The sequence below is a fragment of the Paenibacillus xylanexedens genome (assembly GCF_001908275.1).
GTDB classification, from domain to species: Bacteria; Bacillota; Bacilli; order Paenibacillales; family Paenibacillaceae; genus Paenibacillus; species Paenibacillus xylanexedens_A.
The window spans coordinates 3,372,661-3,395,764 of the sequence record NZ_CP018620.1 but is presented as its reverse complement, the minus strand read 5'-3'; the positions used below and the strand labels follow the sequence as shown (position 1 = coordinate 3,395,764).

Genomic DNA, 23,104 nt, shown 5'->3' with positions numbered 1-23,104 from the left:
TACACTTACCACTCCGATAACAGAACAACCTTCCGATCACTGTTATCCCCAGATTTTTTGATTCCCTTTTAGAAAGGGGAAAATCCGGGGATAAAGGCGAACGCTCCGCTTCTTCAGGTTATTTCTGTTCTCTACGTTCTCATGTAAATGTTTAGTTCAATGTATATAGTCAAGTGATCCTGACTTAGTATGCTCTTGCAAACACAACCGTGTGTTCTGCCTGTTCACCACATGCCAGGCACGTATGCTTTTCTTCAGCAGGCTGGAACGGAATGTTCCGGCTTGTTGCACCTGTAACTTCTCTTACTTTATCTTCGCAAGTTTCTGAACCGCACCATCCGGCCAGTGTAAACCCGCGTTTATTTTCCATCAGTTCTTTCATCTCATCGAGTGTATCCACGGAATAGAAGTTATCCGACATAAATGTGCGAGCACGCTCTAACATATCTACCTGGATCTGTGTCAGCATAGCCTGGATCTCTTCTACCAGGTTTGCTTGTTCTACCACTTTCTTCTCACCTGTGATCCGTGATACGAGCACACAAACGCCATTTTCCATATCACGTGGACCAATCTCCAGACGAATCGGAACACCGCGCATCTCGTATTCATTGAATTTCCAACCTGGGCGAACATCACTGCGATCATCCATTTTCACACGGACTCCAGCTTTTTTCAACTCAGTGAACAACTCATCTGCACGCCCAACAACAGCATCACGCGTTTTCGGAGGTCCAATTGGAATCATGACTACTTGTGTTGGTGCGACTTTAGGAGGAAGTACGAGACCACGGTCATCTCCGTGAACCATAATTAATGCACCGATCAAACGTGTACTTACTCCCCATGAAGTAGTGTAAGCCAGCTCGAGCACATTATTCCGGCTAAGATACTGGATTTCAAATGCTTTTGCAAAGTTCGTCCCCATATAGTGAGATGTACCTGCTTGTACAGCACGTCCATCCTTCATCATGGCTTCAATCGAGTACGTATCCACCGCACCCGCAAACTTCTCGGATTTGGTTTTCTGACCCACAATTACAGGAATAGCCAAGTATTCCTCAACCACTTCACGATAGATCTCAAGCATTTTCATCGTTTCTTCACGTGCTTCTTCTTCCGTCTCATGCGCTGTATGACCTTCCTGCCACAGGAACTCACTTGTACGAAGGAAAGGCAACGTTCTTTTTTCCCAACGAACTACGTTGGCCCACTGGTTGATCAGTACCGGAAGATCACGATAAGACTGAATCCACTTGGAATACATGTGACCAATAATCGTTTCGGATGTAGGACGGATGGCCAGACGTTCTTCAAGCTTCTCTCCGCCAGCTTCCGTTACCCATGGTAATTCAGGGTTAAAACCTTCCACGTGCTCTTTTTCCTTTTGAAAGAAGCTCTCAGGAATGAACATCGGGAAGTATGCGTTGCGATGACCCGTTTCCCGGAAACGACGATCCAACTCATCCTTAATATGTTCCCAGATTTCAAAGCCGTCTGGTTTGAACACAATACAACCGCGTACAGGTGCATAGTCCATGAGATCAGCTTTTTTGATAACATCAATGTACCAGCGCGAGAAATCCTCACCCTGTGGTGTGATTTCAGTCACGAACTGTTTATCATTTTCCTTTGACATAAGACTCCAGCGTCCTCCCATAACGACTATCTCTGAATGTACAGAGCGTAGTCCAACCGTAATTATCCGTTAATTAAACGTAATATATCATTGTAAGTTACTGCCAGCATCAACACAAACAACATCGCAAATCCGATGAAATGCACCATGCCTTCGCGATTGGGATCAACAGGTCTGCCGCGCAGCGCTTCAATTCCCAAAAATACCAGACGACTGCCGTCCAGTGCAGGTATTGGTAGCAGGTTGAAAATTCCAAGGTATAGACTCAAAATCGCTGCCCATCTCGTTAACTGCTCAATCCCTTGTTTAGCAATTTGCCCTGTCACTTCAAATGTACGAACTGGACCACCAATATCATCCATGTTGAATTGATTGATCAGATGTTTAAAACCTTCAAATATTATTTTGGTTGTATCAACCATGGCCACACCTGAGACTTTAAATGTCTCTGCAAATCCAACAGATCGGGTTGGTAACGTAGGTACGATTCCCACTTTACCGCCCTCTTGTCCTTCTACAGCACGTGGAGTAATCGTTATATTAAACGTATCCGAACCCCGGCGCAGCGTCCATTCCATCGGCTTATCTTTGGAATCGGCAATCATCGACACCATTTTTTGTGAATCGGTACCAATAGCAGTACCATTGATGGTTTCGATAATATCGCCCTTTTGCAGGTTCGCCTGATCGGCTGCCCCACCTTCAAGCACTTCACCAATTTGAAGATTTTTTGGATTTTCCACTGGAACTCCTGCCATCTGCGCATATACAGCAAACAGCACAAAGGCCAAGATAAAGTTCATGAGTGGGCCCGCAAAAATAGCCAATGCACGCTGTCCAACAGTTTTGCTGCCGAATTGACGATCTTTCGGTGCAATCTGCGTTTGTTTACCACGACTTACCAACATTGCTTGAGGATGAATACGATACTCCTGAATCTCTCCATCTACATCGAGTTGAAGCTTCAGCGCTCTCTCCATATCAATGAAGATGACTTCACCACGTATTACATTTTTACGGTTATCCAGCTGGTCAAGATAGATCATCTTCACCTGGTCATCCGCTGATCTTACCGCGATGGTCTGTCCTTCCTGGATCTCTACCAGTTCCGGATCTTCCCCTGCCATTCGTGCATATCCACCAAAAGGCAACAAACGCAATGTAAACTGGGTCTCGTTTCTTTTATATGAGAACAATTTGGGACCAAAACCGATCGCAAACTCCCGTACAAGAATACCGGCGCGTTTGGCAAAATAATAATGCCCCCATTCATGAACCGTCACGATGACAAAGAACATGAGCACCGTTAGAAATACCACTTGTATGGTTTCCAATCCCTATCCATCCTCCTTCACGGCACATACCGCAGTCTGTCCCTCTAGATTATCATTATTCTCTGATGCCGCACAAGAGAATCACTTCTTCCAATTTGTTATGAAAAAAGAGATTACAGACTGGCCGCAAGCTTACGGCTCTCCTGATCACAACGTGCGATCTCCTGCAGATCAGGCTCGTCCACATTGTGGTGTGCTTCCAGCACAGAAGCAATAATATCTTCTATTTTAAGGAATGAAATCTCTTTACGCAAGAAACGGGCTACAGCAACCTCGTTGGCTGCATTAAACGCCGTTGTTGCGGTTCCTCCCATTTTACCACACTCATACGCCATTCTTAAACACGGGAACCGTTCCATATCCATCTCACGGAAATGTAATTTCCCAGCTTGAGCAAGAGACAGACGCTGTGCCGGTGATGGCAAGCGGTCAGGGTAAGTCAGTGCATATTGAATGGGAACTCGCATATCCGGATTCCCCAGTTGTGCGATGATGCTTGTGTCATCAAATTCCACATAGGAATGAATAACACTCTCTGGGTGAAGCAATACATTAATCTGATCATATCGAAGACCAAATAACCAATGTGCTTCAATGACCTCGAGACCCTTGTTAACCATCGTTGCCGAGTCTATCGTGATTTTGGAGCCCATTGACCAATTTGGATGTTTAAGTGCATCCTCTATAGTCACGTTCTTCAACTGTTCACGGGTAAGATCACGGAATGATCCGCCTGAAGCGGTGAGCGTGATGCCTGTCAGGCGTTCTCTGTTTTCACCATTTAAGCATTGGAATATCGCAGAGTGCTCACTATCAACGGGCAGTAAAGAGACTCCTTTGGCAGCCGCTCTTGTCGTAACGATATGCCCCGCTGTAACCAATGTCTCCTTGTTGGCCAGTCCGATCTGTTTGCCTGCGTCTATGGCAGCAAGCGTTGACTCCAATCCAACACTGCCCACCACCGCTGTAACAACCGTATGCGCATCGGTTCCTGCCGCAACTTCTACGAGTCCTTCGTTGCCATAAAATAGTTGCGTTCCTGCTGGCAAATGTGGAGCTATCTTCTCCGCCAGTTCGTTGGACCCCACTGATACTTTCTTCGGCCGGTAACGTTTGGTTTGTTCAATCAGCAGGTCTGTATTGCCTCCGGCAGCCAGTCCCTCCACTTGAAAGAGTTCTGGATGCATGTCAACTACATCCAGTGTCTGGGTTCCAATGGAACCGGTTGACCCGAGAATCGCAATTTTTTTCATGCTGCACCTCATCTTTAATTATCCAATGCCTACGGCGAACAATGCTGTTATCTCAGACTCATGTTCTTCTTTAGTAGGGCAGTAGCATTAGTATATGTACGAATGGAAAAACAACAATCCAGCTGTCGCACCGATCAAGAATGCCTCCATGCCCTGGGAGAAGACTGCCTGAATCCTTGATATTATATACACGTTTGTATGCAGACTGGATCAAGTCACCCATCTGACCTACAACTGCACAGGCAATTCCGATCACAATCGCTCTCTGCCAGGAAAGCAAACCATCTGATACTAATGCAAAAATAACAGAAGTAACAATTGCAATTACGATGCCACCCAGTGCACCCTCTATAGTCTTGTTTGGACTGATGGAAGGCCACAGTTTGTTTTTACCAATGAGTTTCCCTACAAAATAAGCTCCTGCATCACTGGCCCATATGGAGCCCAGTAACAGGAACGTCCAGAACAACCCATGAAGCAGATGTCTGGATTCTGCAATGTAATAGAAACCGATCCCTATATACAATACGCCAAGGAAAAGCATCGCTACTGTATTCACGGGAACCTTATTTTTGGTGACAACCGAAGCTGTCATCAGTACAAGCATTACTATCCAGATGACCTGAAATAAGGATAGCGGTCTTGCCTCCCACAGCATTTCCCAAGGAAACACAATGGCAAACACACCAGCATATCCAATCAGGGCCACACCTGAAAAAGGCATCACCCCGGTCATTTTAACAAATTCATAATAACCGATGAGAGCCATAAGCAATACCAAACCATGGTACCAGGGTCCGCCCAGCATGCAAAAACCTAAAAACAACACACCTGCTATGATTCCTGTCGTTAGTCGCTGTTTCAACGGCTTCATCCTCCATCTATTTCAAACCGCCGTAACGCCTTGTTCTGCGCTGATATTCGGCTACTGCTTCAAGCAAATGCTTTTTGCCAAATTCGGGCCAGTATATATCCGTAAACCATAATTCACTATATGCAAGCTGCCAAAGCATAAAGTTGCTTAATCTCAACTCTCCGCTCGTCCGGATCAGCAGATCCGGATCAGGCATGTCAACCGTCAGCATATGTCTATCAATGAGTTCAGGTGTTATATCCTCTGCCGATAGTTCCCCCGATTTCACCTGCAGAGCGATCTGTTTAACACAGTCCGTCATTTCACGACGACTTCCATAGTTCATTGCAAAGTTCAAAACGAGACCTGTATTATGTTCCGTAAGACGAATGGCTTCCCGCAAGGCATTAATGGTATGAGAAGGTAAATGTTCCTCTTGACCCATCATGCGAATGCGCACATTTTTTTCTATAAGTTCATCCAGCTCTATAGCTAGAAATTCTTGCGGAAGTCGCATCAGAAAATCCACTTCTTCTTTTGGACGCGTCCAGTTTTCTGTCGAAAAAGCGTACATCGTCAGATATTTGATGCCCAGTTCATCCGCCGCGATGGTCGCACGTTTGACCGCCTTCATGCCATTTTGGTGCCCGGCTATACGCGGCAGTCCCAAACGTTTGGCCCATCGTCCATTGCCGTCCATGATGATGGCGACGTGCTGCGGGATATTGTCCTCGGATATAGTCAGCGTTTCCTGCTTGTCAGCCCCATTCCACCACGACCGAACCCGTTTGATCATTCCTGTTCCTCCAAAATCCCTGAAGTTTCTTTATCTGAAGCTTGGAAAAAGAGACAAAACCCCACCGTATTGGAGGGGCTGCGCTTGTCTTACACTTCCATGATTTCTTTTTCTTTGGCAGCGAGTACCTTATCGACTTCAGCAATAAACTTGTCGGTCGATTTTTGGATATCATCTTGATGTCTCCGGGATTCATCCTCAGAAATATCTGACTTTTCCAGTTTCTTGATGTCATCATTCGCATCACGGCGAATGTTACGAATCGCTACTTTACCTTCTTCACCAAACTTCTTCGTCAGCTTAACAAGTTCCGCTCTGCGTTCTTCCGTCAATGCCGGAATAGACAAACGGATCATGCTACCATCATTGGCTGGAGTAAGACCCAGATCCGATTTCATGATGGCACGCTCGATGTCACTCATGGAGGATTTGTCCCAAGGCTGAATCATCAGTGTACGGGAATCCGGAGTACTGATATTAGCGAGTTGATTCAATGGCGTCATTGCTCCATAATACTCTACCTGAATTCGGTCCAGAAGAGCTGGAGTTGCGCGGCCTGCACGCAAAGTAGCCAGGTCACGACGCAATGCTTGAATTGCTTTTTCCATACGCTCTTCGGCATGTTGTTTAACCGCTTGTGGCATTAATCTACACTCCCTTTAACGATTGTTCCGATACGTTCACCCAGAACAACACGTTTGATGTTACCTTGTTCCGTAATGGCAAATACGATCAACGGGATGTTGTTGTCCTTACAAAGCGAGGATGCCGTTGAATCCATTACACCAAGGTCTTTGTTAAGAATATCCATGTAAGTCAACTGATCAAATTTCACAGCTGTACTGTCCTTAAACGGATCTGCTGAGTATACACCATCAACTTTATTTTTGGCCATCAAGATAACTTCTGCTTCAATCTCCGCTGCGCGCAGTGCTGCTGTTGTATCCGTGGAAAAGAACGGGTTACCTGTACCTGCTGCAAAAATAACGACCCGGCCTTTCTCCAGATGGCGAATAGCTCTACGACGAATATAAGGCTCTGCAATCTGTTGCATTGCAATAGATGTCTGTACACGCGTAGGCACTTCAATCTGTTCCAAAGCATCTTGCAGTGCCAGCGAGTTCATTACTGTCGCCAGCATACCCATATAATCGGCAGTTGCACGATCGATGCCGTTTTCGCTACCGGCAATACCACGCCAGATGTTTCCGCCGCCACATACAATAGCAACCTGTACACCAAGTGCAACAACCTCTTTTACCTGTTGGGCAATCGACGAGATCGTATCTGCATCAATACCGTAGCCGTTTTGACCGGAAAGAGACTCTCCGCTGACCTTTAAGACAACACGTTTAAATACTGGCTGTTCCAATTATTCACCCTCCACTTTGAATCGAACACGCTTGGTGTTCAACCAACAAAACTTCTCGCGCATGGCCTCCTGCTTAAAAAGAAAGGAACACAGTTGTGTTCCGCTCTTTTAGGAAAAACGTTTAACCGGTAAGGCACTGTTTTCCTGAGATATAAGGGAGTTTACGCTTCGAAGTTTCATCATTCTTATATCTTCGAAAATCAATTCTGCTCGCCGGTTTAAAGAAACCGTCTTATTTGTTTACTTGGGACATAACTTCTTCTACGAAGTTGTCTACTTTTTTCTCAAGACCTTCACCCAGTTCGTAACGAACGAAACGACGGATGGAGATGTTTTCACCAATTTGGCTGATTTTTTCGTTCAGCAATTGAGAGATCGTTTTGTCTGGATCTTTAACGAAAGTTTGTTCCAGCAGGCAGTACTCTTCGTAGTATTTACCGATACGGCCTTCAACCATTTTTTCAATGATTTTCTCTGGTTTGCCTTCGTTAAGAGCTTGAGCTTTCAGGATTTCTTTTTCTTTTTCCAGCTCATCTGCAGGAACTTCTTCGCGTGTAACAAATTTAGGATTAGCTGCAGCGATTTGCATAGCTACATCTTTAACGAAATCCTTAAATTGATCCGTTTTACCAACGAAGTCTGTTTCACAGTTAACTTCAACCAAGACACCAATACGTCCACCAGCGTGGATGTAAGATTCAACAACGCCTTCAGTTGCTGCACGGCCTGCTTTGCTTGCTGCTGCAGAAAGACCTTTCTCACGCAACAATTCAGCTGCTTTTGTTACATCACCGTTTGCTTCTTCCAGTGCTTTTTTGCAATCGAGCATACCAGCGCCCGTTCTTTCGCGAAGTTCTTTTACTGCACTCGCATTAACTGCCATTATAAATTCCCTCCAACATTAAGTATTGTACGTACACTCTAAAAAAAGGGCAGTGAGAGGTTATCCACCTGCCAACCACCCTTTTCATTTAGTTTATGACATATGTTCGAATCTATTAAGCGGAAGTTTCTTCGCCTTGGTTAGCTTCGATTACAGCATCAGCCATTTTACCTGTCAGCAATTTAACAGCGCGGATCGCGTCGTCATTACCTGGGATAACATAATCGATCTCATCCGGATCGCAGTTAGTATCAACGATACCAACAATTGGGATACCCAATTTGCGAGCTTCCGCAACAGCGATACGCTCTTTGCGTGGATCGATGATGAACAGGGCGCTTGGCAGGCCTTTCATATTTTTAATACCGCCCAAGAATTTCTCCAGACGATCTTTTTCTTTGCGAAGCAAGATAACTTCTTTTTTAGGCAATACAGCGAATGTACCGTCTTCTTCCCAAGCTTCCAACTGTTTCAAACGATCAATACGTTTTTGAATAGTTTGGAAGTTAGTCAGGGTACCGCCGAGCCAGCGTTGGTTAATGTAGAATTGACCAGCACGTTCAGCTTCTTCTTTAACAGAATCTTGAGCTTGTTTCTTAGTGCCCACGAAAAGAATTTTACCATTCTCTCCTGCGATTCCTTTAACGAAATTGTAAGCCTCTTCGACTTTTTTCACCGTTTTTTGCAAATCGATGATGTAAATTCCGTTTCTTTCAGTGAAGATATAACGATCCATTTTTGGGTTCCAACGACGAGTTTGGTGACCGAAGTGTACCCCAGCTTCGAGAAGCTGCTTCATGGAGATTACTGCCATCTTCACACACCTCCTAATATGGTTTTTATTGTGTCCTCCGCCGGCATCATTTTTCGCCAAGACTCTCCATAAGGAAAGCACCCTCAACAAAATTAGCACATGCGTGTGTTTTAACACCGTTATCTAATATAGCATAACTGACTGTCCGATGCAACAGTCTTTGAAGCTAAAATCTACTTTTCGTTTTTTGCTAGTATCGAATCATTTTAAACTTGATATGTAACTCAGGCGCTAATTATTATCAAGCTTTGAAAATGCACCGTTTAATACGCAAAAACCGTCCAGTCCGAGCATGCTCAGTTTGACGGTTCTTTCGTAATTTTTGCGATAATGGATTTGAAACTTTCGCCTTTTTCAAGCGCATAGGTACCCACTTGGATTTTGGTATTGATTCGCTCAGCCTTGCCAGCCTTTATGAATGCTTGAGCATCATCTACGATTCCCGCGGTTTTTAGGTTTGCTGCAACGATCGCCAGACTATTGCCTGAACGTACTTTGAATGATACTGTTGCGCCTTTCGGATTGCTCGGCGTTACAGGTTCTGTTGTTTTCGGCTCAGTTATCTCTTTCTGCCCTTCAACTTCACTTGTAGCAGGCTCTTGTGGCTTCTCAGGCTCTGCAGGTGTTTCCGTAGAGGTTACTGTCTCAGGTGGTGTTGCTGTTTCCCCTTGCAACTCACTGCTTTCCTGCTTTTTCTTCTCTACCCACTCAGCTTCTGTGTACAATTCCTCTTCAGAACCGACCACCTTCATATCCAGGCTTTTTGCGGCTGTTTCAAGTTGTTCTTTGGTCATATTGGCAGTCTGCTCGGGGTCCAGATTACTATCGGATAATGCATTTTGTCCGACTGTGGCCAGTTGAAGCAAAACTGCACCAATAATCATGCCGCTCCCCAGACCAATCCATAAGGATCGCTTGTCCATGATTTAGCTTTCCTCCCGTTCTGCCAATTGCAGTATTAACTGTACCTCACCACGCTGAATGCCTGTCTGCTTGGATATGGCATCCATCGACTTACCTTCAGCATGTAGATTAAAGAGTTCTGCATATCGATCTTTAATCGATTCACGCCCAGGCAAAGATTCGACTTCACTGGTCTGTTGGTCTGCTTCTAACGCCTGCTGGGCCGCCCCTGCTTGTACACTTTTCACGAGCGCTTGTGCTTGCAAGCCTTCGGAAGATTGTACAGATACATTACCGGAGTGTGGAACAGGTGATGCGACAGGTTCATTCTTTTTGCTCTGTTCCAGCTGATCCAACCGCTGCTGTAATTCCTGAAGTTGCAATTGCATACGTTGATCGGCTGCTGTCGCTTCTCCCTTCATTTCAGCCACACGTTGAATAAGAGCATCATTATCATTTTCGATCTCGGTCATGTAGTGTTCAAGCGTAGATTCCATCTCCTGCACCAGTTGATGCCCAGGCTCTTGCGCCTTGTTTTTCCGAGGCATAATACAAGCGTAGGCGATGGCGCAGGCCCCTAATATGACAATAATGATCCATGGTGACAAATTGGGTTCTCTCCTTCTGATTCAACCATCGGTGCGCAAGACTGCATGTCCATAACAACCATTTATTATAGAGACAGATCTATGTGTTTTCCCTTGTACGGGTGCTCTGCAGGTTTCAAAGTTTCTTGAGCCTGAGCAGTCTCCTGTCCATCGGAACCACTCTGCTGATCTCCATCATGGTTATGACCATCACGCACCGAAGTCTGTGAAGTTTCGTCCATTGCTTCACTTCGTTGCCTTGCTTCATTTGCTTCTTTCGACGTTTGCTCTGCCAAAAGATTCTGATCCGTAATTGGTCGCTGCTGGGCTTCACTTTGATAACGTCCCGCTTCACTCGTTCGTGGTACCGCAATCTGCAACTCCACTGCTTTGAAACTCATACGCTCACCTCACGGTTTCGAATGGATTTCTTCCTGTGCCTGAATGCTGTACTTAAACGTATGGAACCATCGTAATATCACCATCGTGATAATAAAATGAAATTCGACTCACTGGATCTTTAATAAATTTCGTGTATCTGCCGATAACTATTTTAGAGCCTCCATAAATCATCTTCAGAATATCAACACGAGCATTACTTGTATCTTCAAGTGCCTTTTCAATTTCAAAGATACGCATTTTCGTTTCTTCACTTATACGAAGAGCAGATTTCTGCGTAGCATTCAGCTTGATTCGCATCGACATCTTATCTGGAGTTAGTTGTCCAGCAGCAGCTAATTGATCCAGCAATGTCAAAGCTTTCTTCGTTTTGTCCAAGGAATCCATCTGCTCTCTGACTTCCTTGCGCAAATCATTGAGTTCGTTACGCAGCTTTGGTAGCACACCAACCTCAATGGAAGTGACCGTGGACATGCTGTTGCCCACAACACGCGCTGAGACGTTCTGACCAGCCTGGATCGAGCCACCGACAATAAGACCTTTGGTTCCCGCACAGATGACACCGTGGCCAGCACGAATATTGGAATGCATAATACTTTGGGAAACCAGAACATCTTCACCGGCATCTACGTTGCCTTCTTGAATGAAAGTACATTTAACATTATGGCCTGCTTGTACCAGTCCTTTGTTATAACCAATAATACCACCGGTAATTTCGATTGAGCCGCCTGCTTCCAGTTCAGCTCCTTCGACACCTCCGACGACACGAATGTCACCTGCTGCTTTTACTTTAAATCCGGTAAGTACATTGCCTCGTATGACAACTGTGCCTACAAAGTCGATATTACCGTTATTGTAGTCAACGTCACCATTGACTTCATAAACCGGAAACACATTCAGTTTGTTACCTTCCGTTTTGGTAACCAGCCCATCCAGTGCAGCATACATCGCAGAACCATCCGGGTTAATCACAACGTTTTTCCCAACTTTAAACCGAGCTTCTTTTCCCGGACGATAAGGAATTTCCTCACCCGTTACTGCCCTGCCTGGTATGCCATCGCTAGGAGCGATCCGCTCTGCAATGATCTGACCACTACGGACATTGTTTAACCGGGTCACTTCTTTGTAATCGACAGTTCCATCTTCCGATTCCAGTGGTCGTCGTTCATTCGTATCGTCCATTCCAACCAGAACCTTGATGAAGCCATCTGTTCCTTGAATGGGAGCGACACCTTCTGCAATCTTGTATTTATCTTTCAAATAGGTTTCAGGGTTGTTCACAAAAAGTAATAATGCCTCTCGCGATACACCTTGTTTGATGCCCTTGTTTGCCACAAATTGTTCAAGTTCCTCGATCGTGCAGGCAAAGCCTTCTTCCTCTTTGGAAAATTCAAGGTAGGCTGTGCATTTGTCGTCCGATAAAACAATGTTTAAACATTGTTCCAAAGCAGTCCGCTGTGTCACCGCAATTCTTCCCCCTTTTAGACTTTCCACTCCCCAAACTCCAACGATATTACTTCTCTCTATTAATCTTTACGCATCAACAAATCTTTCTGTTTGTCCAACGTGCCGCGTAATCGTAATATTGCCTTGGAATGTAACTGGGATATACGAGACGGAGAAAGAGACATAACCTCAGCAATTTCACTAAGAGAAAGATCCTCGTAATACAAGAGTGAAACAACCGTTCTCTCTTTTACCGTCAACTTGTCAAGCCCTTGCACCAAAGCTTCCTTCAAATAAAACTCATTCACTTTATAATCCGGATTTTTGGCTTTCTCATCCACCATCAAAGACAGACGAGTCTCCGACTCTTCCTCACGAATTGGGTCCTCCAGCGAGCAAAGTGACATGACTGCCACTTCCTGAAGCATATGTTGAAAATCTTTAGTGGATACGTCCAAGTACTCGCTCATTTCCTCATCACTAACAGACCTGAGATAACTTTGTTCCAGCTGTTGGTAGGCGTCTTCAATTCGCTTGGCCTTCTCACGCACAGAACGCGGAACCCAATCACCTTGACGCAGACCGTCAAGAATGGCTCCGCGGACCCTCCATGATGCATAAGTTTCAAATTGCAGACCACGTTCATAGTCGAACTTCTCCAATGCATCAATTAATCCCATAACGCCATTGCTCTCCAAGTCATCCTTGGGAACATTTTTGGGTAAACCAACAGCCAGTCGACCGGATACATAATTTACAATATGAAGATACTTTTCAATCAAAGTTTTCTTGGCTTCAAGATCTCCATGTTCTTTCCACTTTTCCCACAGATCAGAATGGTTCAAATGTGAAGCTTTACGCTCGTTCAATTACTTTCACCCTCCTTATTTGTCTGTCAGGTGACGAACGGCCTGCGCCAATTCCTCCGGATCCTTGGTCCGGACAAGTTTAGGCGGATCCAAAGGGGCGAATCCCGTTGGAGCTTTCGTCTCAGATGGCGGAAGATCGTCCCCAGATGAAGCGTTCTGTCCACTCTTGAGCAAATCATTCAGCTCTTGTCCATCGTCTTCGATTTTAATGTCCACCTGTGAACCTCTTTGATCTTGAGCACTTGGTGAATCATAACCATACCCATTTCCCTCGATCTGAGGGTTCAGCAGCAATCCCAATCCCCAGCGTAAACCATATGCAAGGACAAACCAGGCTACGAATCCGATCAATCCGCGAATTAAACTGGTCATCAGCACATTGCTGCTGTATGCTACAAAAAAAGTAAGAATAAACCCAACGATGCCTGCTCCAAGATTAATGCGGTAGTTTCCTATCATAGTCTTATAGTTCCTTTACACCCATTTGTACGCTTCGAATAGTCAAAAGTCCAGTTTCACAATCCATCTCAATCGTTCGTCCATAATTCCCACCCGTATCTTCTGCTAGAAGAGGGATATTGAGTTTTTGAAGCCACTCTCGACAAGAATCTGCATTCCTTGGTCCAATACGCATTGTATCTCCAGCGCCAGCAAAGGCAAACATCTGAGAGCCTCCGGCCATTTTAGACACAATACGTGAGTGAGAAGCGCCTAGTTTAATCATCTTTTCCAAAAGCTCAGGCAACGCCGTATCCGCATATTTCGCAGTGTTCAGTTTCCCTTCACGGGCGATCTCTGAAGTAGGAAGCATGACATGCGCCATTCCAGCCAGCTTCAAATGTGGGTCATACATTGTTAATCCCACACACGAACCCAAACCAGTCGTACGGATTACACCAGGAAGATGAGCGATGTTTAAATCCGCCATACCGACTTTAACGACGCTTTTGTCCTCAATCATGGCTCAGTGGCACCCCTAGCGATTCAAATATCTTTGCAAAGGATGGTGGATCCGGAATGAGGAAAAACTGACCCTCAACTTGATCTTCACCTTCAAAGAAAGATGTGTCAATCAACAATGCAGCGTCACCCATCTCGCCAAATTGCAGCAAGCCATAACTTAGAATGGCACCTGCCATGTCGATGGCAAGTCCAGGGACAGTTGGATACATAGACAACTTCGTGAAATCTGCCAAAGAAGAAAGATAGGATCCAGCCAAAATATTTCCAATCTCGGAAAGCGCTGATTGTTCCATATCTGTAAAAGCGAGTCCTTCTTTCAGATCAAATCCGGCAAGTCTATTCAACAACATTTTAGCAGCCTCTGGTGTCATCATAAAGAAAAGATTTCCCGGTGCTTCGCCTTCTACACGAAGAAACACGGTAACCACGATGCGTTCATCTCCGCCCACTTTTTCGGCAACTTCTTCAAAAGGGAGCATTTGTACTGTAGGTACACCCATGTCAATCGGTCTGTTGAGGAGTTGAGACAACGCCGTTGCGGCGTTGCCTGCTCCAATGTTACCGACCTCTTTGAGCACATCCATCTGGAATACCTCAAATCGGTTGAACATCTCCACGGTACTAGCCCTCAACACTTTCCAGCTGTACAATCTCGCTTTTATTTAATACTTCGTTTAGGTTGAGCATGATCAACAAGCGTGAATCTTCCAATTTAGCAACACCTCGCAGGTATCTCGCTTTGACGCCGCCAACCACTTCTGGTGGGCTATCGATCGCACTGCTCTTGATATCAATAACATCATTGGCAGAATCTACGATAAAGCCAACTTGCATGTCGTCTACACCTACGATAACAATACGAGTCTGATCCGTGTATTCCGTTTCCGGAAGGGAGAAACGACCGCGTAGATCAATGACCGGAATTACAACACCGCGTAGATTAATAACTCCTTTTACAAAGGAAAGTGTCTTGGGAACACGGGTAATTGGCATCATACGCTCAATCGTCTGAACCTTGTCTACCTCAATACCATACTCTTCGGAACCCAATTTAAAGACGATGACTTTCAACTCTTCTTCCATGTAAAAAACCTCCCTATTAAATGTAAGACTTAGCTCTATGCTTATTTAATAAATGCATTAGGATCAAGAATCAGGGCTACTTGTCCATCTCCGAGAATGGTTGCTCCAGAGATTCCTTCAATAGCAGGAAGATAGGTTCCCATTGATTTGAGAACAATCTCACTTTGTCCAATAAATTCTTCAACAGCTACGGCTGCAAGACGGTCGCCTTTGCGAATCACGACAATTTCTGTTTCTTGCTCATCAGCGTCATTGAAATCCGGTACAGAGAATACTTCGCTCAAAGACAAGTACGGAATAAGTGACTCACGGAACGTGATCATTTTATTGCCGTGAATATTACGAACTTGCTCACGTTGTACAATGGCCGTCTCTACAATGGAAGACAACGGAACAGCATATTTCTCAGAACCAAGTCGTACAAGCATTGCAGCAATAATGGATAGTGTCAACGGAAGCTGAACAGAGAAGTTCGTGCCTTTGCCTGGAGTTGAATGAATCGTTACATTACCGCCAAGCGAAGTGATCTTCGATTTTACTACATCCAAGCCAACGCCCCGGCCAGAGATATCCGAGATAATATCAGCAGTACTAAAACCAGGTGCGAACAACAGCTGATTCACTTCATCATCACTCATTTTGGCACCTTGTTCTTCGGTTACAACACCACGTTTGATCGCGGTTTTCAAAAGCTTGTCGCGATAGATACCTTTACCATCATCTTCAATTTCGATAAATACGTGATTTCCACTGTGGAAGGCACGCAGGTTTACTGTACCCATCTCTGGTTTACCTGCAGCTACACGCTCTGTAATGGATTCCACACCATGGTCAACCGCGTTACGCAGTAAATGCACAAGCGGATCACCAATCTCATCAATTACCGTACGATCCAGTTCCGTCTCAGCACCTGTAATCACCAGATCGATTTTTTTATCAAGTGTCTTAGCCAGATCACGGATCATACGCGGGAATCGATTAAATACGGTATCTACCGGAACCATCCGCAATTTCAATACAATATTTTGCAAATCTGTGCTAACTCGACTTAAATGAGCTACTGTATCGGATAAATCATTGTTGCCTGTTTCACTGGCCAGTTGCTCCAGACGTGAACGGTCAATCAACAATTCACTGAACAGGTTCATCAATACGTCGAGACGTTCAATATCCACACGAATGGTACGTGAAGGTGCAGCAGCTTGCTTCGGTGCAGCTGTTTTAGCTGGTGCCGTTGTGGTTTCTTCTTTGGGTACAGAATTCTTATCCGGCGAAGCAACCTCAACTACAGCTGTTGGTGCGGGTGGCGCTTCAACTGTAGCTGCTACCTGATTGGCCATCTGCTGAAGAGTCTCCTGATCCAGTTGAATGAGCTTTGCACTTTCAATTTCAGAGATACTCATGATGCCTTCTTCCAGTTCGTGCGCCTCTTTAGTTGTTATGTAATACAACGAGAAACTGCGCTCAAACTTCTCCTGCTCAATATCCTGAACGGATGGGTAAGCCTTAACGACTTCACCTGAACGTTCCAGCATATCAAAGACCATATAAGCCCGTACACCTTTTAACTGGCTATGCTCGCTAACAAGCACATCCACGTAGAACACACGATGACCTTCGGCGATCGACTGATCCAGCACTGAATATTGGAATTCATCCAGTTCCACAGCCGAAGAGATTGAAGCGTTAGCCGGCTTGTTTGTTTCTGCAGCAGGTCCATTTCCGTTTGTCATTTCACCATTTTCAATGGCTTGAAGTGAAGCTACAATTGACGACACATCTGCTTTACCTTGTCCACCTTCGGTAATATCCTGAACCATGGTTTCCAAAGCGTCCAGACTCTTGAACATGGTATCAAAAATGTAATCCTGCATTTTCAACTTCTCATTACGAACCAGATCCAACACATTTTCCATTTTATGTGTCAGTGATGCCAAATCTTCAAAGCCCATAGTTGCTGCCATACCCTTCAAGGTATGAGCGGAGCGGAATATAACCTGAACTATGCCCAGGTCTTCCGGATTGCCTTCAAGTTGAAGCATGTTTTCGTTAAGCGATTGCAGATGATCATTAGACTCATCAATAAACATGGATAAATATTGGTTCATGTCCATTGTGAGGCACCTCCTCCGTGAGTTACACTCCGTTATTTCACTGCTTGAACAAGTTTAGAAGCAATCTCCTGCAATGGCAGAAGATGACGAACGCATTGCAGCTCTACAGCAGAACGCGGCATACCATATACAACACATGTTTCTTCATTCTCGGCAAAGGTTGATGTAACTCCAGCTTCGTATAATCTCTTCATCATACGTGCTCCATCACTTCCCATTCCCGTTAGCAAAACAAGATGCCTTTGTAAAGATGTAAACGGCAGAAGTGACTCAAACATCGTATCCACTGAAGGTCTATGTCCATTCACTGGTTGATCTTCAGTCAACTTCACGATAAACTTCCCATCTGCTGTTTTGTTAACTTTCACATGGAATCCGCCGGGTGCTATATAGGCGGTTCCTTTTTTCAGAACCATGCCCTCTTCAGCTTCAACCACATGCAGTGGACTGAATGTATTCAATCGTTGAGCCAGAGAACGTGTGAAATTGGGCGGCATATGCTGCACAATAATGACCGGTGCAGGCAAATCAGCAGGCAACTGCTCGAGCAATGTCTTGAGAGCCCTCGGTCCACCCGTAGAACAACCTATTGCCACAAGTTTGTTGAATGGTCCTTCCAGCCCCCCTCCACCTTTGGGAACAGGATTAGGCTTGATTACATCCTTGGCTTTTGCAGAGGCAGAGGTTGCCGCTATTTGATCAGCTGCCACTCTAGCTGCATTAGGTAGTCGAACTTCCTTTGGAGTCTGTACTGGATTAGCTGACCTCACTGCTTTTTCTGCCTTCGTCCCCAAATTACGCTCAGCCTTTGGCAAAGGCTCCGGTTTATTCTCTACGCGACCTGGTTTTGAAGGTGACAATGGTTCAATTGGTTTCTTTGCTTTGGCCTGAAAGGCTTCAGTCCGCTCCCGAAGAGAGCGTTGAATCGTCTCGACAGGTTCGATCGTTTTTTTCACAGGCTCCGCTATATCCCTAGCCGGCAGTTCTTTCTGCACTGGCTGAGTTGGGGGAGCAACTGCTCCTCGCAACATGTCTCTATTTTTCATGGATAACTCACGATCAGCTTTTCTTTTGATCTCATTCATCGCAGCTCGCATGCGCTCAACCAAGGCTTTACCAACTTGAGCAATATCCTGGTCATGTGAAATAGATGGTTTGCGAATGAAGTCAAATGCCCCGGCTTCAAGCGCCATAATGGTTTCTTTCATGCCTTGTTCATTGATACCAGAGAGCATAATCACAGGAACGAAAGATTCCTTCATAATTGATTTTAATGCATCCAACCCATTCATTTCGGGCATCTCAACATCCATTGTAATAATATCGGGTTTCAATTCTAGTGATTTTTGAATCGCTTCTCTACCGTTTGATGCCGTTGCCGTAACCTTGAATTCCGGATCCGCTTGGATCAAATCCGTAACAATCTTACGCATAAAAGCGGAATCATCGACAACCAATACTTGATACGCCGCCATGTTGTGTCACCCCTGTTTCCTTTATTCAGAAATCATGTTGTCCGTTTAAGCCACTTATTCATAAATCCCCTGATTCCTGTCAAGGTTCCGGATCCCGGAGTTGCAGGTACAGCCAGATAACGAAGAGCAAGTTTCTCTATATCTTTAGAGGCTTTGGCATTCGGATAAGCCAGACTATAGGGCATTTGCCTTTTAACCGCCTTGACTACCTGGGCGTCTTCTGAAATATACCCAAGCAGCGGAATATCCGTCTGCAAAAACCGCCTCGCCACTCCAGCTATTTTTTCTGCCACCCGTTCCGCTTCTCGTTCGTCTTCCACCCGGTTAACGATCATCCGAAAGGGCGTAGCATTTTCCTGGCCGTGCATAACTTTGACTAAAGCATAAGCATCGGTTATTGAAGTCGGTTCAGGTGTAGTTATAATCAGGCATTCATCAGCAGCACCGATGAACTTCATATTCTCTCTGGAAAGTCCTGCCCCAGTGTCAAAGATGACATAATCCATTTCCTGGGCAATATCCTCGACTTGACTGGCGAAAAACTCCAGATCACGATCAGACAATGAGAACAACTCTTTCATGCCCGATCCTCCAGCAATGTAAGGCAAGCCACTGGCACCCAGTTGTATGATTTCCCTTATGGATTTTTGTCGGTACAACAGGTGGTAAAGATTATAGGAAGAAGACGTACCCATAAGAACATCAATATTAGCCATTCCAATATCGGCATCAAATACAAGTACCTTTTGCCCCAAAGCCTGCAATGCCAAGGCAAAGTTCAGTGTGAAATTGGATTTGCCAACACCTCCCTTACCACTGGCCACAGTAATGATTTTTGAGGATCGAATATCTCGCTCAATGCCTTCCAATTCCAATGGCGCGGAGACCATACTTCGAAGTGCAGCTGCCTGATCCTTCATTGTGACCATTCTCCCAGCAACTGTTTAGACAACGAATCTGCATCTGGTTTCAACAAATCGTCCGGAACATTTTGTCCATTTGCCACATATGCGAGCTTGAGTGGAAAACGGTGTAACAAGTTAAATAGCGGACCGCAGCTCCCAGTCTCATCCATTTTGGTGAAAATCACCTTATCCAGACCATATTTACTGAAATGTTCCGTGATCTGCACCATATCAGCACTTTTGGAAGTCATGCTCATGACCAGAAAGGTTTCGCTATTCTCTACAGGAGCAAGCAAACTTTGCAGTTCTGAAACAAGTAATTCATTTCTGTAGTTTCTACCCGCTGTATCCATAAAGATCAAATCACAATTCTCTAATCGAGAAATGGCACGTTGTGTATCACCGGGCGATTGCACCACCTCAAGTGGAACATTCAGTATAGATGCATACGTTCTAAGCTGTTCTACCGCCGAAATCCGATACGTATCTGATGTAATGAATCCAACTTTACGCTGTTTTTTAAACATTTGTTCAGCAGCCAATTTTGCAATTGTCGTAGTTTTCCCTACACCGGTTGGTCCAGCTACATAGACGATTCGTGTGGTAGGAAGTATGCCTTCTTCAATACGTTGCTCCAAAAAGTGCATAACCTCAAGCTTCACTATTTGCTCTACATCCTGTTCTTTTAATCCATTCTCAGACCATTTTGCTTGAATTGAATCAAACCAGGATTCCCATACTTCAGGCCAAACATCTTGTTCTGTCAAACGTTCACGGATCGTATGCAGTTCCTCTGGCACAGGGTCTGCAGAAGTACCTTGCTTTGAAAGCCTGGTCACCATCTGTTTAAGATCCTGCAATTCAGTCATCAACTTATCCTGCTGCAGGTCTGAACCTGTTGGCTTCGGACCAGTTGTTGAACCCGAAAAATCCGCCCCTTGCGGTCGCGGTTTATGATCGGTGCTCGAAGAACCTGAGCCACTGTCTATGTCTGAACCGATATTATGCGATTCAAACACAGACGGCGCAGCCGCAGATTGGTCCTGTACACTTTGATCAGCTGTATTCGTTGTAGCCGACTCATCAGAAGCCGCAACAAACGAACGAGCTGTTTGCCGATAAGCCTCAGGTACATATGCACGAGGTACTGGTGTGAATTGATTTTGTACTGGCTTTGTTGTTTGCTTGTTTTCTTCCTTATCCACTGCAGCTACAACTTCGATCCGTTTTTTGCGAAACATTCCCATCACACCGCCCACCTTAATCTCTTTGGTGGACAGAATGACGGCATCACTTCCCAGGTCTTTGCGAATTTGAAGCATAGCTTCGGGCATGGTCTCAACAACGTATTGTTTTACTCTCATAAGTTCACCACCCCGATACTTTGAATTTCAACATTCGGCTCCAACTCGCTGTAGGAAAGTACAGGAATGTCCTGCATAGTACGTTCAATAACCTGACGCAGATACATCCGAATGGTTGGAGAAGTTAATACAACAGGTTGTTGACCTGATTGAATCAAACGGTTCACTTGTTCACTGAGCTTCTGATATACACTTTGTGTAGATACAGGGTCTAGCGCAAGATAACTGCCTTGATCCGATTGTTGCACACTTTCAGCAATTTTCTTCTCAAGACCAGGTCCAACCGTGATCACTCGAAGTGTCTCACCTTTCTGTGAGAACTGCTGAGTAATCTGACGTGAGAGGGATTGTCTGACGTATTCAGTCAGCACATCAGGATCCTTCGTATACGTACCATAGTCAGCCAGTGTCTCAAAGATGGTAACCATATCCCGAATAGATATTTTCTCACGCAATAACTTGGCAAGCACTTTCTGTACATCACCAATGGAAAGTAGAGAAGGGATCAGTTCATCCACAAGGGCAGAATAGTTCTCTCTGAGATTATCCACAAGTGCTTTTGTCTCTTGTCTTCCAAGTAACTCATGCGCATGCTTCTTAATCAGTTCTGTGAGATGTGTAGCTACAACGGAAGGCGGATCAACGACCGTATATCCTGCAAGCTCGGCTCTGTCTTTGGTTACTTCATCAATCCATAGTGCCGGAAGTCCAAAAGCAGGTTCTGTCGTTTCAATACCTGTCACAGATTCCTCATCATAGCCAGGACTCATGGCAAGGTAATGATTCAACAACAGTTCTCCGCCGCCTACCACATTACCCTTGATTTTGATAACATACTCATTGGGTCTGAGCTGGATATTATCTCGAATCCGTATGACCGGAACGACTAACCCCAGTTCCAGAGCACACTGCCTCCGAATCATAATGATCCGATCCAATAAGTCCCCACCCTGCTGATTATCAGCAAGCGGGATTAAACCATAACCAAATTCAAACTCAATAGGGTCCACCTGAAGCAGGTTAATTACACTTTCAGGACTTCTAACCTCTTCAATCTGCTGTTCTTCTTCCAACTGTTCTTCCGCTACTTGTTTCAAATTCAGATTATTCTGCATACGCCACGCGGCATATGCCAACACGCCTGCCAACGGAAGCGTAGTAATAACATGAATCGGTGTGAAGAAACCGAGCATGGCAATAACGAAAGCTACGATATAAATTAGTATTGGATATGTAAACAGTTGCCCCGTAATATCATCTGCCAGGTTTCCTTCTGAAGACGCTCTGGTGACGATAAGTCCTGCTGCTGTGGAAATAAGCAGAGCCGGGATTTGGCTTACCAATCCATCTCCGATAGTCAGTACAGAGTACGTTGACATTGCATCTGCAAAAGCCATCCCATGCACAGTCATACCGATTATAAATCCACCAATGAGATTGATCAGGAGGATGATAATACTTGCAATTGCGTCACCTTTTACGAATTTACTTGCTCCATCCATCGCTCCATAGAAATCGGCTTCACGTTCAATTTTGGAACGACGCTCACGAGCTTGTTGCTCGTTGATCAGACCCGCATTCAGATCCGCATCAATACTCATTTGTTTACCAGGCATCGCATCGAGGGTGAATCGGGCAGCAACTTCAGCTACACGCTCAGACCCCTTTGTAATAACGATAAACTGAACGACAACGAGGATCAAAAACACGATAAATCCAATTGCAATTTGTCCTCCAGCAATCCAGCTACCAAAGGTAGCAACTACAGCTCCAGCATCCCCTTCACCAAGAATTAGCTTGGTAGTCGAAATGTTCAGAGCCAGTCGGAATAGTGTAGTGATCAACAGCAAAGCTGGAAAAATAGAAAACTGCAACGCTTCTTTGCTGTTCATTGCAACAAGGAGTATCATCAGTGCAATTGAAATATTGACGACCAGCAACAAGTCCAACAGCCAGGTTGGGATCGGAAGAATCATCATCAACACAATGCCAATGATACCCGCAAGGACAGCTATATCTTTAATCTTCAATGAATGTACGGCCTCCGATCCC

23 protein-coding genes are annotated in these 23,104 nt (G+C 45.0%); all 23 read right to left on the bottom strand.

The annotated features are described in order from the left end of the window. Positions 1-184 precede the first annotated feature (184 nt). The 23 genes from proS to flhA all read right to left on the bottom strand — a co-directional run bounded on the left by proS (position 185) and on the right by flhA (position 23,082). Entirely contained in the window at positions 185-1,639 is a 1,455-nt protein-coding gene (gene proS, locus BS614_RS15205; RefSeq protein WP_074094579.1) for a proline--tRNA ligase, read from the bottom strand. A 62-nt stretch (positions 1,640-1,701) separates the two neighbouring features. Then, entirely contained in the window at positions 1,702-2,973 is a 1,272-nt protein-coding gene (gene rseP, locus BS614_RS15200) for an RIP metalloprotease RseP (protein WP_074094578.1), read from the bottom strand. A 113-nt stretch (positions 2,974-3,086) separates the two neighbouring features. Beyond that, positions 3,087-4,226, bottom strand: coding sequence for a 1-deoxy-D-xylulose-5-phosphate reductoisomerase (locus BS614_RS15195; protein WP_074094577.1), 1,140 nt, complete (start codon positions 4,224-4,226; stop codon positions 3,087-3,089). 70 nt (positions 4,227-4,296) lie between these two features. Continuing rightward, positions 4,297-5,091, bottom strand: a complete 795-nt coding sequence (locus BS614_RS15190) for a phosphatidate cytidylyltransferase (RefSeq protein ID WP_047842497.1) — start codon at positions 5,089-5,091, stop codon at positions 4,297-4,299. A 16-nt stretch (positions 5,092-5,107) separates the two neighbouring features. Next, positions 5,108-5,875 carry an undecaprenyl pyrophosphate synthase gene (locus tag BS614_RS15185; protein ID WP_017689151.1) on the bottom strand — a complete coding sequence of 256 codons (768 nt, stop codon included), beginning with the start codon at positions 5,873-5,875 and terminating at the stop codon, positions 5,108-5,110. Positions 5,876-5,964: 89 nt separating this feature from the next. Further along, positions 5,965-6,519, bottom strand: a complete 555-nt coding sequence (gene frr / locus BS614_RS15180) for a ribosome recycling factor (protein ID WP_036670384.1) — start codon at positions 6,517-6,519, stop codon at positions 5,965-5,967. Further along, positions 6,519-7,247: a UMP kinase gene (gene pyrH / locus BS614_RS15175; protein WP_017689153.1), complete on the bottom strand. Its 729-nt coding sequence runs from the start codon at positions 7,245-7,247 to the stop codon at positions 6,519-6,521. The genes frr and pyrH overlap by 1 nt, the downstream gene beginning before the upstream one ends. A 232-nt stretch (positions 7,248-7,479) precedes the next feature. After that, positions 7,480-8,130: a translation elongation factor Ts gene (tsf, locus tag BS614_RS15170; RefSeq protein ID WP_036609326.1), complete on the bottom strand. Its 651-nt coding sequence runs from the start codon at positions 8,128-8,130 to the stop codon at positions 7,480-7,482. A gap of 115 nt (positions 8,131-8,245) precedes the next feature. Beyond that, entirely contained in the window at positions 8,246-8,944 is a 699-nt protein-coding gene (rpsB, locus tag BS614_RS15165) for a 30S ribosomal protein S2 (RefSeq protein ID WP_017689155.1), read from the bottom strand. Between the two features lie 296 nt (positions 8,945-9,240). After that, entirely contained in the window at positions 9,241-9,867 is a 627-nt protein-coding gene (locus BS614_RS15160) for an endolytic transglycosylase MltG (RefSeq protein ID WP_084174541.1), read from the bottom strand. 3 nt (positions 9,868-9,870) lie between these two features. Next, on the bottom strand, positions 9,871-10,455 hold the full coding sequence (locus BS614_RS15155; RefSeq protein ID WP_074094575.1) for a hypothetical protein: 585 nt from the start codon (positions 10,453-10,455) through the stop codon (positions 9,871-9,873). Between the two features lie 65 nt (positions 10,456-10,520). Then, positions 10,521-10,835, bottom strand: a complete 315-nt coding sequence (locus BS614_RS15150; RefSeq protein ID WP_074094574.1) for a hypothetical protein — start codon at positions 10,833-10,835, stop codon at positions 10,521-10,523. A gap of 52 nt (positions 10,836-10,887) precedes the next feature. Next, complete coding sequence (locus BS614_RS15145) at positions 10,888-12,297, bottom strand: flagellar assembly protein A (protein ID WP_074094573.1); 1,410 nt, start codon at positions 12,295-12,297, stop codon at positions 10,888-10,890. Between the two features lie 62 nt (positions 12,298-12,359). Beyond that, the gene (locus BS614_RS15140) at positions 12,360-13,148 is read right to left on the bottom strand and encodes a FliA/WhiG family RNA polymerase sigma factor (RefSeq protein WP_017689160.1); all 789 of its coding nucleotides are present in this window, start codon (positions 13,146-13,148) and stop codon (positions 12,360-12,362) included. 15 nt (positions 13,149-13,163) lie between these two features. Continuing rightward, a complete protein-coding gene (locus BS614_RS15135; RefSeq protein ID WP_017689161.1) occupies positions 13,164-13,607 on the bottom strand; it encodes a hypothetical protein in 444 nt (147 codons plus the stop codon). Between the two features lie 4 nt (positions 13,608-13,611). Further along, positions 13,612-14,109, bottom strand: coding sequence for a chemotaxis protein CheD (locus BS614_RS15130; protein WP_017689162.1), 498 nt, complete (start codon positions 14,107-14,109; stop codon positions 13,612-13,614). After that, the gene (locus tag BS614_RS15125) at positions 14,102-14,722 is read right to left on the bottom strand and encodes a chemotaxis protein CheC (RefSeq protein WP_091034987.1); all 621 of its coding nucleotides are present in this window, start codon (positions 14,720-14,722) and stop codon (positions 14,102-14,104) included. The genes BS614_RS15130 and BS614_RS15125 overlap by 8 nt, the downstream gene beginning before the upstream one ends. Positions 14,723-14,732: 10 nt before the next feature. Further along, the gene (locus BS614_RS15120; protein ID WP_036609340.1) at positions 14,733-15,194 is read right to left on the bottom strand and encodes a chemotaxis protein CheW; all 462 of its coding nucleotides are present in this window, start codon (positions 15,192-15,194) and stop codon (positions 14,733-14,735) included. A gap of 41 nt (positions 15,195-15,235) precedes the next feature. Further along, a complete protein-coding gene (locus tag BS614_RS15115) occupies positions 15,236-17,308 on the bottom strand; it encodes a chemotaxis protein CheA (protein ID WP_074094571.1) in 2,073 nt (690 codons plus the stop codon). 32 nt (positions 17,309-17,340) lie between these two features. Beyond that, positions 17,341-18,783, bottom strand: coding sequence for a chemotaxis-specific protein-glutamate methyltransferase CheB (cheB, locus tag BS614_RS15110; RefSeq protein WP_074094570.1), 1,443 nt, complete (start codon positions 18,781-18,783; stop codon positions 17,341-17,343). Between the two features lie 32 nt (positions 18,784-18,815). After that, positions 18,816-19,703 (bottom strand): MinD/ParA family protein, encoded by an 888-nt coding sequence (locus BS614_RS15105; protein ID WP_017689167.1) that lies wholly within the window; start codon positions 19,701-19,703, stop codon positions 18,816-18,818. Further along, complete coding sequence (gene flhF / locus BS614_RS15100; protein ID WP_074094569.1) at positions 19,700-21,052, bottom strand: flagellar biosynthesis GTPase FlhF; 1,353 nt, start codon at positions 21,050-21,052, stop codon at positions 19,700-19,702. Before flhF ends, BS614_RS15105 begins: the two co-directional genes overlap by 4 nt. Beyond that, positions 21,049-23,082 carry a flagellar biosynthesis protein FlhA gene (gene flhA / locus BS614_RS15095; RefSeq protein ID WP_036670372.1) on the bottom strand — a complete coding sequence of 678 codons (2,034 nt, stop codon included), beginning with the start codon at positions 23,080-23,082 and terminating at the stop codon, positions 21,049-21,051. Before flhA ends, flhF begins: the two co-directional genes overlap by 4 nt. Between the last annotated feature and the right edge of the window lie 22 nt (positions 23,083-23,104).